The 15,145-nt window shown below is 56.9% G+C and carries 14 protein-coding genes, 1 tRNA gene and 1 pseudogene; 3 read left to right on the top strand and 13 right to left on the bottom strand.

Annotated features, from left to right (window positions below; all coding sequences use genetic code 11):
- Positions 1-13: 13 nt before the first annotated feature.
- The 7 genes from pth to VGU61_RS06485 form a co-directional block, all read right to left on the bottom strand.
- Positions 14-589 carry an aminoacyl-tRNA hydrolase gene (gene pth, locus VGU61_RS06515; protein ID WP_326858293.1) on the bottom strand — a complete coding sequence of 192 codons (576 nt, stop codon included), beginning with the start codon at positions 587-589 and terminating at the stop codon, positions 14-16.
- Positions 590-719: 130 nt separating this feature from the next.
- Positions 720-1,331, bottom strand: a complete 612-nt coding sequence (locus VGU61_RS06510) for a 50S ribosomal protein L25/general stress protein Ctc (protein WP_326858292.1) — start codon at positions 1,329-1,331, stop codon at positions 720-722.
- Positions 1,332-1,480: 149 nt separating this feature from the next.
- Positions 1,481-2,431: a ribose-phosphate pyrophosphokinase gene (locus VGU61_RS06505; RefSeq protein ID WP_326858291.1), complete on the bottom strand. Its 951-nt coding sequence runs from the start codon at positions 2,429-2,431 to the stop codon at positions 1,481-1,483.
- 100 nt (positions 2,432-2,531) lie between these two features.
- Positions 2,532-2,608: transfer RNA gene (locus VGU61_RS06500), tRNA-Gln, on the bottom strand.
- A 71-nt stretch (positions 2,609-2,679) separates the two neighbouring features.
- On the bottom strand, positions 2,680-3,585 hold the full coding sequence (gene ispE, locus VGU61_RS06495; protein WP_414691607.1) for a 4-(cytidine 5'-diphospho)-2-C-methyl-D-erythritol kinase: 906 nt from the start codon (positions 3,583-3,585) through the stop codon (positions 2,680-2,682).
- Entirely contained in the window at positions 3,576-4,166 is a 591-nt protein-coding gene (gene lolB / locus VGU61_RS06490; RefSeq protein WP_326858290.1) for a lipoprotein insertase outer membrane protein LolB, read from the bottom strand. The genes ispE and lolB overlap by 10 nt, the downstream gene beginning before the upstream one ends.
- Before the next feature lie 11 nt (positions 4,167-4,177).
- Entirely contained in the window at positions 4,178-5,974 is a 1,797-nt protein-coding gene (locus tag VGU61_RS06485; RefSeq protein ID WP_326858289.1) for a tetratricopeptide repeat protein, read from the bottom strand.
- Positions 5,975-6,086: 112 nt separating this feature from the next.
- Here VGU61_RS06485 and mutM point away from each other — a divergent pair, with 112 nt between their 5' ends.
- From mutM to mutY, 3 genes are read left to right on the top strand one after another with little or no spacing between them, the layout of a single operon-like run.
- Positions 6,087-6,908: a bifunctional DNA-formamidopyrimidine glycosylase/DNA-(apurinic or apyrimidinic site) lyase gene (gene mutM / locus VGU61_RS06480; protein WP_326858288.1), complete on the top strand. Its 822-nt coding sequence runs from the start codon at positions 6,087-6,089 to the stop codon at positions 6,906-6,908.
- Positions 6,909-6,956: 48 nt separating this feature from the next.
- Complete coding sequence (locus VGU61_RS06475) at positions 6,957-8,894, top strand: dynamin family protein (RefSeq protein ID WP_326858287.1); 1,938 nt, start codon at positions 6,957-6,959, stop codon at positions 8,892-8,894.
- Complete coding sequence (mutY, locus tag VGU61_RS06470) at positions 8,895-10,046, top strand: A/G-specific adenine glycosylase (RefSeq protein ID WP_326858286.1); 1,152 nt, start codon at positions 8,895-8,897, stop codon at positions 10,044-10,046.
- 39 nt (positions 10,047-10,085) lie between these two features.
- Here mutY and VGU61_RS06465 read toward each other — a convergent pair whose 3' ends face one another.
- From VGU61_RS06465 to VGU61_RS06440, 6 genes and pseudogenes are all read right to left on the bottom strand, one after another.
- The gene (locus tag VGU61_RS06465; protein ID WP_326858285.1) at positions 10,086-11,198 is read right to left on the bottom strand and encodes a GGDEF domain-containing protein; all 1,113 of its coding nucleotides are present in this window, start codon (positions 11,196-11,198) and stop codon (positions 10,086-10,088) included.
- A 274-nt stretch (positions 11,199-11,472) separates the two neighbouring features.
- On the bottom strand, positions 11,473-12,099 hold the full coding sequence (locus VGU61_RS06460; RefSeq protein WP_326858284.1) for an LON peptidase substrate-binding domain-containing protein: 627 nt from the start codon (positions 12,097-12,099) through the stop codon (positions 11,473-11,475).
- Positions 12,100-12,132: 33 nt separating this feature from the next.
- A complete protein-coding gene (gene rapZ, locus VGU61_RS06455; RefSeq protein ID WP_326858283.1) occupies positions 12,133-12,996 on the bottom strand; it encodes an RNase adapter RapZ in 864 nt (287 codons plus the stop codon).
- Positions 12,997-13,044: 48 nt separating this feature from the next.
- On the bottom strand, positions 13,045-13,983 hold the full coding sequence (hprK, locus tag VGU61_RS06450; RefSeq protein WP_326858282.1) for an HPr(Ser) kinase/phosphatase: 939 nt from the start codon (positions 13,981-13,983) through the stop codon (positions 13,045-13,047).
- Positions 13,984-13,993: 10 nt separating this feature from the next.
- Positions 13,994-14,461 (bottom strand): PTS sugar transporter subunit IIA, encoded by a 468-nt coding sequence (locus tag VGU61_RS06445; protein ID WP_326858281.1) that lies wholly within the window; start codon positions 14,459-14,461, stop codon positions 13,994-13,996.
- A gap of 341 nt (positions 14,462-14,802) precedes the next feature.
- Positions 14,803-15,145, bottom strand: a pseudogene (locus tag VGU61_RS06440) (NADPH-dependent 7-cyano-7-deazaguanine reductase QueF); the annotation flags it as partial.

Genomic DNA, 15,145 nt, shown 5'->3' with positions numbered 1-15,145 from the left:
GCATGAACGCGAATCATTTTGATGTATGCAATTGCATCATCGCGGCTTCGAACTTGCCTTCGCATAGCAGCGGAATGACGGAAAGGCTGCTGGAAATTGCGCTGTCGATCAGCGGCTGTTCTTCCTTGCGAGGGCGGTGCAATACAAAATCCACCACCGCCTGCTGAAGATTCAGCGAACGGGGGTGGCCGATGCCGATGCGCAGGCGCCAGTAATCCTGGGTGCCGAGCGCGGCGGTGATGTCCTTCAGGCCGTTGTGCCCACCCGATGATCCGCCTTTCTTGATCTTGGCGGCACCTGGCGGCAGATCGAGTTCATCATGCACCACCAGAATTTCATCCGGAGCAATTTTGAAGAAACGCGCCAGTGCGCCCACTGATTGCCCGGAACGGTTCATGTAGGTCTGCGGCTCAATCAGCCAAACCTCCTGCCCTGCGATGTTCCGCTTGGCGACCAGTGCGTTGTAGCGCGATTCACGCGTCAGTGCACCGCTGGCCAAGGCATCGACCAGCCAGAAGCCCGCGTTATGGCGTGTGAGTTCGTACTCCGGTCCGGGATTGCCGAGACCGGCGATCAGGCGTATGGGCATGGTGATGAAAAATGGTTGTTGTCAACTTCAATCGGTAATTATGCTGGATTCAGAAATGAAACATGCAGGCAATAAAAAACCCGCCAGAACTGGCGGGTTTTCAACCCGGCGAGGAAGCCGGAAATGCAGCTTACTTCTTGTCGTCCGATGCGCCGTCCGCAGCGTCGTCGGCGGATACCTGACCGGCCGGGATGCTTGCAGTTGCGATCGTTGGATTGTCCTGTCCATGCAGAACCGCGGTCACACCCTTCGGCAACTGGATGTCGCTCAGGTGAATTGTGCCGCCGGCCTCCATATTGGCGAGATCGACTTCGACGAACTCCGGCAGGTCGCCCGGCAGGCAGGAAACGTCCAGTTCGTTCATTACGTGGCTGATCACGGCGGAAGACAGCTTCACTGCGGGAGAAACTTCCGCATTGATGAAGTGCAGAGGCACCTTGGTGTGAATCTTCTGCTTCGCATCGACGCGCTGGAAATCAGCATGCAAAACGAGTTGCTTGAATGCGTGCATCTGGAAGTCGCGCAGCAGAACCTGCTCTACCTTGCCTTCGATTTCCATGTCGAGGATCGACGAATGGAAAGTTTCTTTTTTCAATGCATGGAACAGCGCGTTATGGTCCAATGCGATTGCGACCGGTGGGGTCGTGCCGCCGTAGACGATGCCTGGGGTTTGGCCAGCATTGCGCAGGCGGCGGCTCGCTCCGGACCCCTGCTCTTTGCGTGGGAATGCGATAACTTTCATTTTGAAACTCCAATAGATGCAAGGCGTCGTGCCTTGCGGGTTCATCCCCCGCGACCAGGGGATTTAAAAACCGGCTTCTGCGAAGCCGGGAATTCAGTCAAGTCAGCTAGTCACCTGCGAACGCTGTATCGGGACAGTCCGCTGGTCGATCAATCCGCAAACAGCGACATCACCGAATCGCCTTTGGAAATACGCTTGAATGTTTCCGCAAGCAGATCGGCGCAGGTGAGCTGGCGAATCTTGTGGCATGCTTTTGCAGCCGGAGTGAGCGGGATGGTGTCAGTCACGACTAGTTCGTCCAGTGGCGATGTTGCGATACGTTCGATCGCCGGGCCCGACAACACCGGATGAGTACAGTAGGCAATGACTTTCTTGGCGCCACGGTCTTTAAGTACTTCGGCAGCTTTGGTGAGGGTGCCGGCGGTGTCGACCATGTCGTCCATGATCACGCAATTTCGGCCTTCTACTTCGCCAATGATGTTCATGACTTCCGATACATTTGCTTTCGGACGGCGCTTGTCGATGATTGCAAGGTCGCAATCCAGGCGCTTCGCAAGCGCACGCGCGCGCACCACGCCGCCAACATCGGGCGACACCACGAGAAGGTCATCGTAGTTCTTGCTCACCAGATCGCTCAGCAGGATCGGCGATGCATAGATGTTGTCTACCGGAATATCAAAGAAGCCCTGGATCTGGTCCGCATGCAGATCCATGATCAGGACACGCTCAACGCCGGCTTCCTGCAGCATGTTGGCAACGACCTTGGCGGAAATCGCCACCCGTGCGGAGCGTGGACGACGGTCCTGCCTGGCATAGCCGAAATAGGGAATAGCTGCGGTAATGCGGCCGGCGGAGGCGCGTTTCAGCGCATCGACCATCAACATGATTTCCATCAGATGGTCATTGGTCGGCGCACAGGTCGACTGCAGCACGAATACATCCTTGCCGCGCACATTCTCATTGATTTCAACCATTACCTCGCCATCGGAAAACTTCGAGATAACGGCTTTGCCGAGGGGAATGCCGAGCTGCTTTGCAACGCCGGCCGCCAACTCCGGATTTGCATTGCCCGTAAAAACCATCAGGTTTTCAAGCGCCATGAGGTACCTAAGTGCAATGGTTAAAATTGAAAGCCGCCAGAGCTTGACATTCTCGTCTTGCGTTGGCGGCTTGTATGCGTTCTTCTTATTTTGAATTTAATGGCAGGGGAGGAAGGATTCGAACCTTCGAATGCCGGAATCAAAATCCGGTGCCTTGACCAACTTGGCGACTCCCCTACACAACCGGTCGTTTGTCGCTGTATTCCGCGCGGGTGACGCACCTAAAATACAACCACAAAAAATTTTGGCTATGACTTCAACAAGTGCGACAGCGGATGCTGCTGTATCGCTCGGGCTTTCCAAACGTTCCAATGCGCCGGCCCGTTCTCTCGGATGCCTCGTAGCGCCCGGTCGGCTTCATGTTCCTGGATGAATCCACAAAACACACAAGCGCCAGAACCAGTCATCCTTGCTTCCCCATACTGTCCGAGTAACTCCAGTGCCTCGGCGATCTGTGGGAAGAGCTTGATTGCCACGACTTGCAGGTCGTTCTTTCCGAAGCCGATAGATGCCTTGGAAAAGTCCGTTATTCTGACCGGTTTTGTATCCCGTGTCAATTCCGGTGAGGCAAAAATGGCAGCGGTCGGAGCGGCAACACCCGGTTCGATGACGACATACCAACAATCGGGCGTCGCCAGCGGACTTAGTTCCTCGCCCACGCCTTCCGCGAATGCGTTCTGACCAAATATGAAAAACGGGACGTCGGCGCCAAGCCGCAAGCCAAGTGCCATCAGTTCGGTGCGTGTGAACCCGGTTTGCCACAAATAATTCAGCGCAATCAGCGTCGTGGCTGCATCGGACGAGCCGCCGCCGAGTCCGCCCCCCATCGGAAGCCGCTTATCGATGGCAATGTCGGCGCCGAGCGGTCCGATGGCTTTTCCATAGGAACCGCGTCCCTGCGCCGCGGATTGCAGCAATCGACCTGCAGCCACGATCAGGTCGGATTCCTGGGGGACGCCTGCAATCTCGGTGGTGCGACGAATGCGGTCATCGTCGCGCGTCTCGAAATGCAGCGTATCGCCATGGTCCAGTAGCTGGAATGCCGTCTGCAGCAAATGATAACCATTGTCCGGCCTGCGCCCGACCACATGCAGGAAGAGATTCAGCTTGGCGGGAGCGGGGCAGTTGTCGAGCTTGCGCGGGTTCATTGCCATGTGTCGATAACGAGGCGTATGGATACATCGCCTGCCTGGGGCGTGCGACGTTCAAGATCAACGCGCTTTGGACGCGTGTCCTGCCAAGTGTTGTAGCTGATGCGCCAGCCATCGCGGGTGGCCACTTCGGCGGCCGGCGGCTGCGCGATGAAGCGGTAACCGTTCGCGTCGATCGCAAAACCTTGCAGCCAATCGCGCAAGCCGGAAATCGGTAACGGCCAGCCCAGCGTGGCTTCTACCAGTGCGTCGACATCGGCCGCCTGGCGCGGCGGCTGTCCGCTTTGCTTCAGCGTGGCGCCATCGCGCCCGATTTCGATCAATGCGATGACCTGTCCCAGGGGGGACAACAACGTGACCTGGGTGTTGTCCCGGTTCTGGGTCCAGGTAAAGCCGCCATGGAGCGCTTCTTCCTTGTCATTGACCTGGTAGCGCACCGAGATGCGTCCTGTGAGGTCGATGTTGTCAGCGTAGGAGCGGGGGGCTTGGGCGGGAGAATCGGTGCGGCCAGCGTCGCCTGTCACCGGGGCGACGCTGGCGCAGCCAGCCGTAAGCAATGCGAGCAACAGCGCGCATGTTCGCATGCACGCCGGCGTCATAGGTTTACATTCAGCCTTGCGAGAGTGCTTTTCAGCGTATCGTTCTGCGGATCCTTGGTTTGTGCGTCACGCCAGAATTTTTGCGCATCTTCCTTCTGCCCCTTGGTCCAAAGCACCTCGCCAAGATGCACGGCGATTTCGGCGTCGGGCCGCAGTTCATAGGCGCGACGCAGCAAGGCTTCCGCCTCCTTCAGCCGGCCGAGCCGGAATTGCACCCAGCCCATGCTATCCATGATGAAAGGATCGTCCGGTGCCAGCTTCACCGCCTTCTCGATCAGCTCATATGCTTCCTGCAGCCGGATGTTGCGTTCTGCTAGGGAATAGCCCAAGGCGTTGTATGCATGCTGGTTTTCGGGAGCGAGTGCGATGATCTTGCGCAGCGACGTTTCCATGATGTCGAATTTGCCGTTTTTCTCTGCGAGCATGGCATAGTCGTACAGCAGATCGGTGTTGCTTGGAAACTGCTTGAGTCCTTCCCTCAACACATCCATCGCCTGCTGCTGCTGGCCGGCCTCGCGCATGATCTGCCCTTCGGCGATGATGAGCTGTACTTGTTCCCGTTCGCCCGGCGCATCTATCTCCTGCAGGATCTGGCGTGCGGCGGTCAGGTCGCCACGTTTGGCATAGAGTTGCGCACGCTTGATTTGTGCGCCGACATAGTTCTCGCCTGGTTCGATTTGCGCAAGCCACTTCAGGGCCGATTCGGTGTCCTTGCGGTCTTCCGCTATCTGGGCCAGGATGAGCAGGGCTTGGGTCGGGTCACGCTCTTCGTCCGGCTCGGCGGAAAGCACCTGCAGATAGGTCTTCAGATATTTTTCTGCCGCCGCCACGTCATTGACTTGACTGCTCAGTACACCCAATGCAAACAATGCTGTCAGATCCTGCGGCTGATGCTGAAGCAGCGTCTCGAACTCGCCGCGGGCGTTCTGGTATTGTTTTTGCTCCACTAGCATGCGGGCGTAAGCAAGACGAACATCGCGCGATTTCGGATAGCGTTTCAGGAAGGCCGCGAGCCAGTTTGCCGCTTCGCCTTTGTCGGGTATGACCTGGGCAAGCGTCAATGCGGCAAGTTCGGAATCCGGCTTGGATTTCAAGGCAGCTTCCGCTTCGCGGCGAGCGCGTACCGCATCCTGATTCGCCATTGCGGCCTGCGACAGCGCCAGGCGCGCTTCCGTCAAATCCTGGTAAGGCCGAAGCACTTCCTCGAGCAGATTGAATGCGCCCGCCTTGTCTTTCGCGCGACCGAGCAGGCGCTGAATCTGAAACGCCATCAATCCGCGGGTTTGAGGCCGTGCATCCCTCAATCTCTGTTCAAGGATGGGTTTGGCTTCCGCGAGGTTGTCACCCATCACGATGAAACTGAGGTAATACTGCGCGGCTTCTTCGGAATTGGGCGCCAGCGAGCGCCATAGCCTGACAGCGTTGAGCGCTTCATCAGCGCGCTTGGCGCCGAGCGCGATCTCGGCCGCACGACGTGCCACGCGCGGATCGCGCGTCTCCTGGGCGATTGCCATCGTGGTGATATAGCCGGTTTGCCAGTCGCCGCGCTGCGCTGCGAATTCGGCACTCAGCAGCTTGAACAGCAGTTCCTCCGTCAACTCGACCGAAGGCAAGGGATCCTGCTGCTTCTGCTCCTCGGGCTTGGCGCTGATCCTGCTGCGCGAAGGGGTTTGAGCTGCCGGCTTTTCACTTGTGCCGGCAGCTACCTTGTCTTCCGGCTGGGGTGCGGGCGGCGCCGACGCGCATGCCGACAACAGGGCCGTCAAGGTTACAATGAGAGGAAGTTTTTTCAATGGATTTTCCCGGCGAGTAAGTGCCGCTTAATTCTACGCCCAACTGGGCTGCCATGCGCACGGACGGCCATCATGGCCTTGCGCGTAATTAACTTTTCATCGCAGTTTCATCATGCCAGAACTTCCCGAAGTCGAAGTTACCCGGCGCGGCGTCGCCCCTCATCTGGAAGGGCGGACGGTCAGCGCGGTCACATTACGCCACAGCGGACTGCGGTGGCCTTTTCCCGCCGAACTGCCTGTCAAACTGGCCGGCAGCAAAATCCGTGCTACCGGACGTCGCGGCAAATACCTTTTGATCGATTTCGATCATGGAACTCTGATCATTCATCTCGGCATGTCCGGTCATTTACGGATACTGCCGGTTTCAACGCCGCCTCAAAAACATGATCATTTCGACCTTGTGGTCGGTGATCAGTTGCTGAGAATGACGGATCCCCGCCGTTTCGGGGCGGTACTTTGGCATCCCCACGAGGAGGGCGCGGTCGACAGCCATATTTTGTTGCGCGGACTGGGCGTCGAGCCTCTGGAAGAAAAATTTACCGCACAAGAGCTGTACCGGCTCACCCGGAACCGGCGTGCGCCGATCAAGCAAGTGTTGCTGGCCGGAGACATCGTGGTTGGCGTGGGAAACATCTATGCGTCGGAAAGCCTGTTCCGGGCAGGCATCAATCCCAGGACGCCGGCAGGCCGGATCGGACTGGCGCGGTATGAAAAACTGGTGCATGCGATTCGCGCCACGCTGGCAGCGGCAATCGAGCAGGGAGGCAGTACGCTGCGCGATTTCATGGCGGTCGACGGACAGTCGGGATATTTCCAGCAAAGCTACTTTGTCTACGACCGTGCCGGCGCACCGTGCCGTGTTTGCCAGGCGCCGGTACGGCAGATTCGCCAAGGGCAGCGCTCTACATTTTATTGCGCAAATTGTCAAAAGTAGGCATGGGTGCTAGATTCTGGGAAATATCATGACATCATCGAGGGCATCGTGAGCAATTTGGTTCAGAAGTTCCAGGAGTACAGTGACTGGCGCAGCGGCGTCGTGGCGGCGCTGGAGCGCTATCGTGCCTGGGTCGCCACATCCGAATTGTCCGATGCGTCAAGTGACCAGCGTTTCGTGCGCCTGCAGGCAAGACTTGCTGATGACAAGCTTACTATCGCCTTCGTCGCGGAGTTCTCCCGCGGCAAGTCCGAACTGATCAACGCGATTTTCTTCGCGGATTACGGGCAACGGATTCTGCCATCCTCTGCCGGCCGTACCACCATGTGTCCGACCGAGTTGCTGTACGACGAGACGTTTCCACCTTCGATCCGTCTTCTTCCGATCGAGACCCGCGCGCAGGCGCAGTCGACCAGCGAATTCAAGCAGCAAAGCCAGATCTGGACCGTACTGCCTCTTGATATATCGTCCGGCGACGGCATGTTGGAAGCATTCAAGCAGGTCAGCCTGACGAAGCGCGTGCCGGTCGAGGAAGCGAAAAGCTACGGCTTATACGACGAGAATGACCCGGATGCGGCATTGTCCGTAGACAGGGATGGCATGGTGGAAATTTCGCAGTGGCGCCATGCGATCGTCAATTTCCCCCATCCATTGCTGAAAAAAGGACTCGTGATCGTCGATACGCCCGGCCTGAATGCGATCGGTACCGAGCCTGAACTGACCCTCAACCTGATACCCAATGCGCATGCCGTGCTCTTCATTCTCGCGGCCGACACCGGTGTGACGAAGAGCGATATCGAAGTGTGGCGCAGCCACATCGGCGCAGGTGCCGGACGCATGGTGGTATTGAACAAGATTGACAGCATGTGGGACGAATTGCGCAGCGAGGATGAAGTCGAGCAGCAGATCGACAAGCAGGTTGCCACGGTGGCGCATACCTTAAGCTTGCCGCCGTTCCAGGTGTTTCCGGTGTCGGCGCAGAAGGGACTGGTCGGCAAGGTCAACCGTGATGCGGCGTTGCTAACCAAGAGCCGCCTGCTCGAACTGGAAAACGCGCTATCGAATGAACTGATTCCGAGCAAGCAGGACATCATCCGGGCGCAATTGTCTTCCGAAGTCAACGAGCTGACTGCGTCCAAGCAGGCATTGCTTGCATCCCGTACACGCAATGTGGTCGAACAATTGATGGAACTGAAAAGCCTGCGCGGCAAGAACCAAAGCATCGTCGAGCACATGATGAAGCGTGTCGATATCGAGAAGCAGGAATTTGACAACAGCCTGCTCAAGCTGCAGGGCACCCGCGCAGTATTTACCCGTCTGTCGACGGAAGTCTTTACCAGCCTCGGCATGGACATCCTCAAGGAAGATATCCGCAAGACCCGTGAAGCGATGGACAAGAGCAAATTTTCATCCGGCTTGCGGGCGGCGGTGAAGGTGTTCTTCCATCAGGTGCTGTCAAACCTGGCGCAATCCGGGCGAAAGACCGATGAGATCGCCGAGATGATGTCCGTGATGTACCGGAAATTTTCCACCGAACATGGCCTTGCACTGTCGACCCCCATGCCTTTTTCGCTCGACAAGTATGTCGAGGAAATCAAAATGATTGAAGGCGTCTATCAGAAGCAGTTCAACGCTGCGGCCATATTGACGACTCCGCAGGTGATTCTGATGCAGAAGTTTTTTGATTCCATCGCATCCCGCGTGAAGCAGAGTTTCTTGCAGGCAAACCGGGATGTGGAGGCTTGGCTCAAAGTCGTCATGGCGCCGCTGGAAGCCCAGATCTGGGAACATAAGTCGCAGCTCAAGAAGCGCAAGCAGTCGATAGAGCGCATTCACATGGCGACGGACAGCCTTGAGGAGAAAGTACAGTCGCTGGAAAAGATGCAGGCCGAGCTCGAAGCGCAGAAAAAAACCTTGTTTTTGCTGGAGAATGAATTGAAAACTGCGATTGCCAACCAGCTTGCGTCGCTCAAGGCCGCAGCCTGAATGAAACGAGCAATCGATGATGTGGCCGCGACGCGGCCTGTATCCGGATACGGTGATCCAGGCTTTTCAGCGGATGTGATCACCTGGCAGAAGCAACACGGGCGGCATTCGCTGCCATGGCAAAACACGCGGGACGCCTATCGCATCTGGCTATCCGAAATCATGCTGCAGCAAACCCAGGTTGCCGCAGTCATCCCTTATTACCAGCGCTTTCTGAGCCGGTTCCCTGACGTCGCGTCGCTTGCGTCGGCAGCTCCCGAAGACGTAATGGCGCACTGGAGCGGTCTGGGGTATTACTCCCGCGCACGCAATCTGCATCGCTGCGCCAAGCAGGTGATGGAATGCTATGGCGGACGCTTTCCGAGCGATCCGGCGTTGCTGGCGGAATTGCCCGGCATCGGACGGTCCACGGCGGCGGCGATTGCTGCATTCGCCTATGGCACGCGGGCGGCGATCCTAGATGGCAATGTGAAGCGCGTGTTCTGTCGCGTGTTCGGCATTGAGGGATTCCCCGGTGCGAAACCGGTGGAGGACAGGCTCTGGCAACGTGCCGTTGCGTTGTTGCCGGAAGAGGATGTCGAAGCGTACACGCAGGGACTAATGGACCTGGGTGCGACGCTCTGCACAAGGTCCAAGCCTGCCTGTCACAGGTGTCCTCTGGCGCAGCGCTGCGTTGCATTCGAGACAGGGCGGGTGCATCAACTACCGGTCCGGAAGCCGAAAAAGGCAATCCCGGAGAAGCACACCGCCATGCTGGTCATTGCTGATCAGGGAGAGGTATTGCTGGAGCAGCGGCCGGGCAGCGGCATCTGGGGTGGCTTGCTGTCCCTGCCCGAAGTGCAGGAAATGGCAGGGACGAATCTCTCCAAAGCGGATTCCGACTCCATCGCGGCGCGTGCGGTCGCGGCTTTTGGTTCACCCCGCTCCTGTGACCGCCTGCAACCTTTTTCGCATGGATTCACCCACTTCAAGCTGCATGTGTCGCCCTACCTGATCGGCTTGCGCAGCCGGCTGGTACTGGCAGGGGAACTGCAGCATGTCTGGTATCCGATCGTCAAGCTCGCCGATGCGCCGTTGCCGGCGCCGGTCAAGAAACTGCTGCTGTCGCTGTTCAGTACAGCGGATCTGTTCTCGGATGAGGTTTTCCAATAATTGCCGTCTGTCGTCGCCTGCGGCAAGAAGCGATCCTCCTCATGGCCGCTCGATCCACTCCACCCGGTTGCGTCCAAGCTGCTTTGCGCGGTACAACGCCGAATCGGCGCGGGCGATCAGGTCGGTGATCTCCTCGCCGGGGTAATACTGGGCGACGCCGATCGAGAGTGAAATATTCTTCCTGCACGCCAGTTTTTGAACATCCATGAAATGGGCGTAGACACGCAGGCGCTCCGCATGCATTACGGCACCTTTCAAATCGGTATCCGGCAGTATCTGCAGGAATTCGTCACCGCCATATCGTCCGAATATGTCGCTGTCGCGGATCGTCTCCCGGGCAATGCTGGCGAATCGCTGTAATACCGCATCACCCGCCAGATGGCCGTCGCTGTCATTGATCTGTTTGAAATGATCGATATCGATGACGCACACCGAAAACGATTTCGCCATGGTATTTGCCTGCAATATGGCGTGCGCGAGTTCCGCCTGCAGTTGCCGCCGGTTGTAGAGGCCGGTCAGTTCATCGCGAATGGATTTCTCTTCAAAATGCTTGAGACGGTAGCGCGTCGTGTTCAATATCTGCCTGAGGTTCTGGATCTGCTTGCCGACCACGATCATGCCGGGCAGCGTCAACGCGAGGACGAACCATTGCATCATGTCGGCACGCAATCCGATTGCATAGCCTTCGTCATGATCACGCAGGAGGATGATGGCGAGATACGTTCCCAGGCATGCCACGGCAAGCAAAATGAGCGACGCTGTTGATAGCCGGAAGATGGCAAATGAAAACGCGATCAGGATGAAGGGCACCAGCGCGATCTGGGTGGATGGCTCAACATGGGCGACGGTAAGCATGATGCACAATGCCGCGAGGATCTGCGGCAGCATCAGACTGTTTTCCTTGAACTGCAGGTGGAGCTTGAGCCTGAAAACGGTATAGAAAAGGATGACTGACGAAAGCACCGCGCCTGCGGCGCCGATAAACGTCAGAGCGCTGACAAATCCCTGGCGATAAAAGACAAACAGCCCCAATGCATAGAGCAGCGAAATGAGTCCGATGGGAGAGATGAGCGGCAGGTTGACCGGCTTCGCATTTTTGCGGCGGTCAACGAATTCCGGGCGCAGGCCCTCGCGTGCATCATCCAATAACATACCAAGTGCTCAAAGAGTTGTAGACCGCCGGGCTGCCGCATGCAGCCATGCCGACGGTGAAAAGCGGATTCCGCTGGACGCCGGAGCATCAGGCAAGGCTATTGACTTGATCGAGCCTTGCCTGCGAATGTGCGGCAAGCGTTCCAGTTATCGTATGAAAGCGCCGTTGCCGCCTTGTGCATGGACAAGGATGCCGCCCAAAGGGTTTGATGGCGACCGAAAAAGAGCGTTTTGGCAGCGGTTGTTACTGCATTGCCAACCGCATCGCAGAAGATCAGAGGATTTGATGCTGCTGAAGATATTGATGGACAATTGCCAGGCGATTTTGGGCGCCGCTCAACTCCATCAATTTTTGTCTGGCCTTGAGAGGAATTGGCAGAATCTCGCACCAGCGGTTGGCTACCCAGCCGGCGCTTTGCAGATCCAGTGGACGTGAAAAAGGCGTGACGAAGGCTTGACCATGCTCAGCCTGGCCTTTGGTCTCGAGATCTTCGATCACCAATTTCAGTGTCGTCGCGCACGCGACATGGACATCGCTGATGGCCACCGGATCATCCGGTGCGATCATGGCGATGCGCGCTTCCATCCGCTGGTCTGGTAGTGTCCTTGTCTCCAGGATCCGGAAGCGCTCACCGCCCAGCATGCGCAATGTCAGAATGCCCGGTGAAGGCATCTCCCAGTGTGAAATGAAGGCCAGGGAGCCGATGGCTTCCGGAAGCAGGGGGGCGTCGGTTTCCTGATTGGCTTTGATGAGCGTTACCCCGAACGGGGTGCCTTTCTTCAGGCATTCGCTCACCATATCGATGTAACGCGCTTCGAAAACCTTCAAGGGCAGTACGCCGCCTGGAAACAATACCGTTTTCAACGGAAATAAAGGCAGCCAGTCGGCGTTGGAAGACATGTCTGGTATGGAAAATGAAGTAGGGGAGCTGTTTCAGCCGAGTTCGCGATGCCGCAACAGAACATGCTCCGTCGGCCGGAAATGCTTCGCGAGCTGCTCAACCATGTACACCGAACGGTGCTGTCCGCCGGTGCAGCCGATTGCGACCGTCAGGTAGCTGCGGTTGTCGTTTTTGAAGGCCGGCAGCCATTTCTCGACGAAGGTCCGGATGTCGGCGAGAAGTTCGGCAACATGCGCCTGCGAATCGAGAAAGGTAATCACGGGCTCGTCCCGGCCGTTGAAAGGACGAAGCGCCAGATCGTAATACGGGTTGGGAAGCACCCGGACGTCGAATACCAGATCCGCATCGAGCGGTACGCCGAACTTGAAGGCAAAAGACTCGAACAGCAGGGTGAGCGGGGCGCGTTCGGTTTCAATCAATTCCTTGATCCAGGCCCGCAGCTTGTTGGCCGAAAGGCCCGATGTGTCGATCACGTGCCCAATGCCTTCGATCGTCGACAGCATTTCCCTCTCGCTCAGGATGCACTCGGTCAGTGTCGGCTGGTTCTCGGTAAGCTGGGTGGCACGCACCCGGTGCGACAGAGGATGGCTACGACGGGTTTCGGAAAAACGGGCGATGAGCGATTCGGTCTTGGCGGTAAGAAACAGGACTTTGACGTCGTGCCCTTCATCCTTGAGCCATTGGATATCTTCAGGGAGACCGGCCAGGGAATCCGCGCTGCGGGCATCCATGGCTACAGCCAGGTTCTGGGCGTTTTCCTCGATTCTCGTGGCAACGAGTTGGCGTAGCAACTTGGGCGGCAGATTGTCGACGCAGAAATAACCGGCGTCTTCAAGTGCATTCAGACCGATCGATTTTCCCGATCCGGATATACCAGTAATGATGATGATGCGCATAGAAGGTAATAATACCCCAAGCGCAACAAAGCGTGATGGGCTCGGCGGCTATTCGTTGCCCATGGCTTTCTGCTGGCGTTCCATGAACTCCTTGAGCGTATCGATACCCCGGAGCTGGAGAATGGTATTGCGAACCGCGGCTTCCAGCAGGACCGCAAGGTTGCGCCCGGCTTCAACTGGAATGATTACTTTGCGAATGGGCAAGCCGAGTACTTCTTCGGTTTGGGAATGCAGGGGCAGCCGTTCGTAATTTTCTTCCAGGGTCTTCCGGCGAACGAGATGCACGATCAGCTTCAGGCGCATCTTGCGGCGTACCGCCGTTTCCCCAAAAATTGTCTTGATGTCCAGCAGGCCCAAGCCGCGAACTTCAAGCAGGTTTTGCAGCAGGGGCGGGCAGCGGCCTTCAATCATGTTCGGCGCGATGCGCGCAAATTCCACCGCGTCATCCGCGACCAGTCCGTGATTGCGCGAAATGAGTTCAAGCCCAAGTTCACTCTTTCCCAGCCCGGATTCGCCGGTGATCAGTACGCCGACACCGAGTACATCCATGAACACGCCATGCATCGTGATACGCTGGGCCAGTTCCTTGGAAAGGTAGACACGGAGGTAGTCGATGACCTGCGCTGCCGGCAACGGTGTGGAGAACAGGGGAATATTATTGTCGTCGCAGAAAGCCAGAATATTGGAAGGCGTTTCCAGTCCTTCCGCAATAACGAACGCAGGAGGCTGGCCGGCAACCAGTTCTTCTGTCTGGTATTTGCGGGATGCCGGCGACAGGCGGTTGTAATACTGCACCTCCTGGTGACCGAAAACCTGGATCCTGCCGGGGTGAATCAGATTCAGGTGGCCGACCTGGTCGGCGGCCGAGGTGGCATCGCCGGAAATCCTGCGTTCTCCACCTGGAAAACCGGCGAACCATCCGAGCTGCAGCGCTTCGCGGGTATCATCGTAAAGCTGTTGGATGGTCAGAAGCGAAGAAAGCGGCATGTTACTTTACCTACGCATGCACGCTGGGCTGCCAGGCGATGATGCGCGCATGTACCGACGTGGGATCCGGATCGGTGGCGAGCACGTTGCGGAATGCTTCATCCGAGAACATTTCAGCAATCTCGGAAAGAATTTCCAGGTGATGTTGTGTCACCTGATCCGGGATCAGCAGAAAGACCAGAAGACTGACCGGCTGGCCGTCAGGCGATTCGAACGGGATGGGTTCTTTCAAGCGTACAAAAGCCGCCAGAGGCGATTTCAATCCCTTGATTCGTCCGTGAGGGACTGCGACACCGTGTCCCAAGCCGGTGGATCCGAGGCGCTCGCGAGCGAAAAGATTATCTGAAACGACGGAACGGGCAATGCTGCAGTTATTTTCAAACAGCAGTCCTGCTTGCTCGAATGCCCGTTTCTTGCTGGAGACTTCCAGATCCAGAACGACATTGTCGCGTGACAGGATTTTAGCGAGGTTGGTCATGGTGAAAAAAGGTTTGATGCATTGCACAAAACAAGCATTCGAAACGAATTATAGGCTTCTTTTTGCATCGCGCAATGCTGATAAACATGGTGAGCATCAGGTGGAATCGCGGTATATCAAGAAACGATAATAAAGTCCCAAATTCACAAGCAATTCATCTAAAAAAGAGGCGGCTCTTCCCTGACGCTCCATGTATTAGTGAAGAAAAACAGGGAAAAAGTTTCACATGGGAAAGAACTTATTTTCTTCGTTGCATACTTGCAGCACAAAATTTTCGACTCTTCTTGTTGCCATACTTCATACGCCTGTGGATTTTATCAATGGTGAGATAGCGCATTTCCTTACTGGCGAGCGCCCCGCAAATTCAACGGCCTTTGGCCGGTGGTGAAATTGCTCCGCCAGGGATTGATATCAAGGCCGCCGCGCCGGGTATATCGCGCATAAACCGCCAGCTTTTGCGGTTTGCATTGGCGCAGGATGTCCATGAAGATGCGCTCCACGCATTGTTCATGGAATTCGTCATGGTCACGGAATCCGATCAGGTACTTCAACAAGCCTTCCTGATCGATCTGCGGCCCCGCATAGCGGATCTGTATGCTTCCCCAGTCCGGCTGGCCGGTCACCAGGCAGTTCGACTTGAGCAGATGCGAGACGAATGTCTCTTCAACCATCGCCTCCTCATGG

It is taken from the genome of Noviherbaspirillum sp. (assembly GCF_035944575.1).
In the GTDB taxonomy this organism is placed as follows: domain Bacteria; phylum Pseudomonadota; class Gammaproteobacteria; order Burkholderiales; family Burkholderiaceae_D; genus Noviherbaspirillum.
Note: the sequence above shows the minus strand (reverse complement) of the source record. Positions and strands in the feature narration are given on the sequence as shown.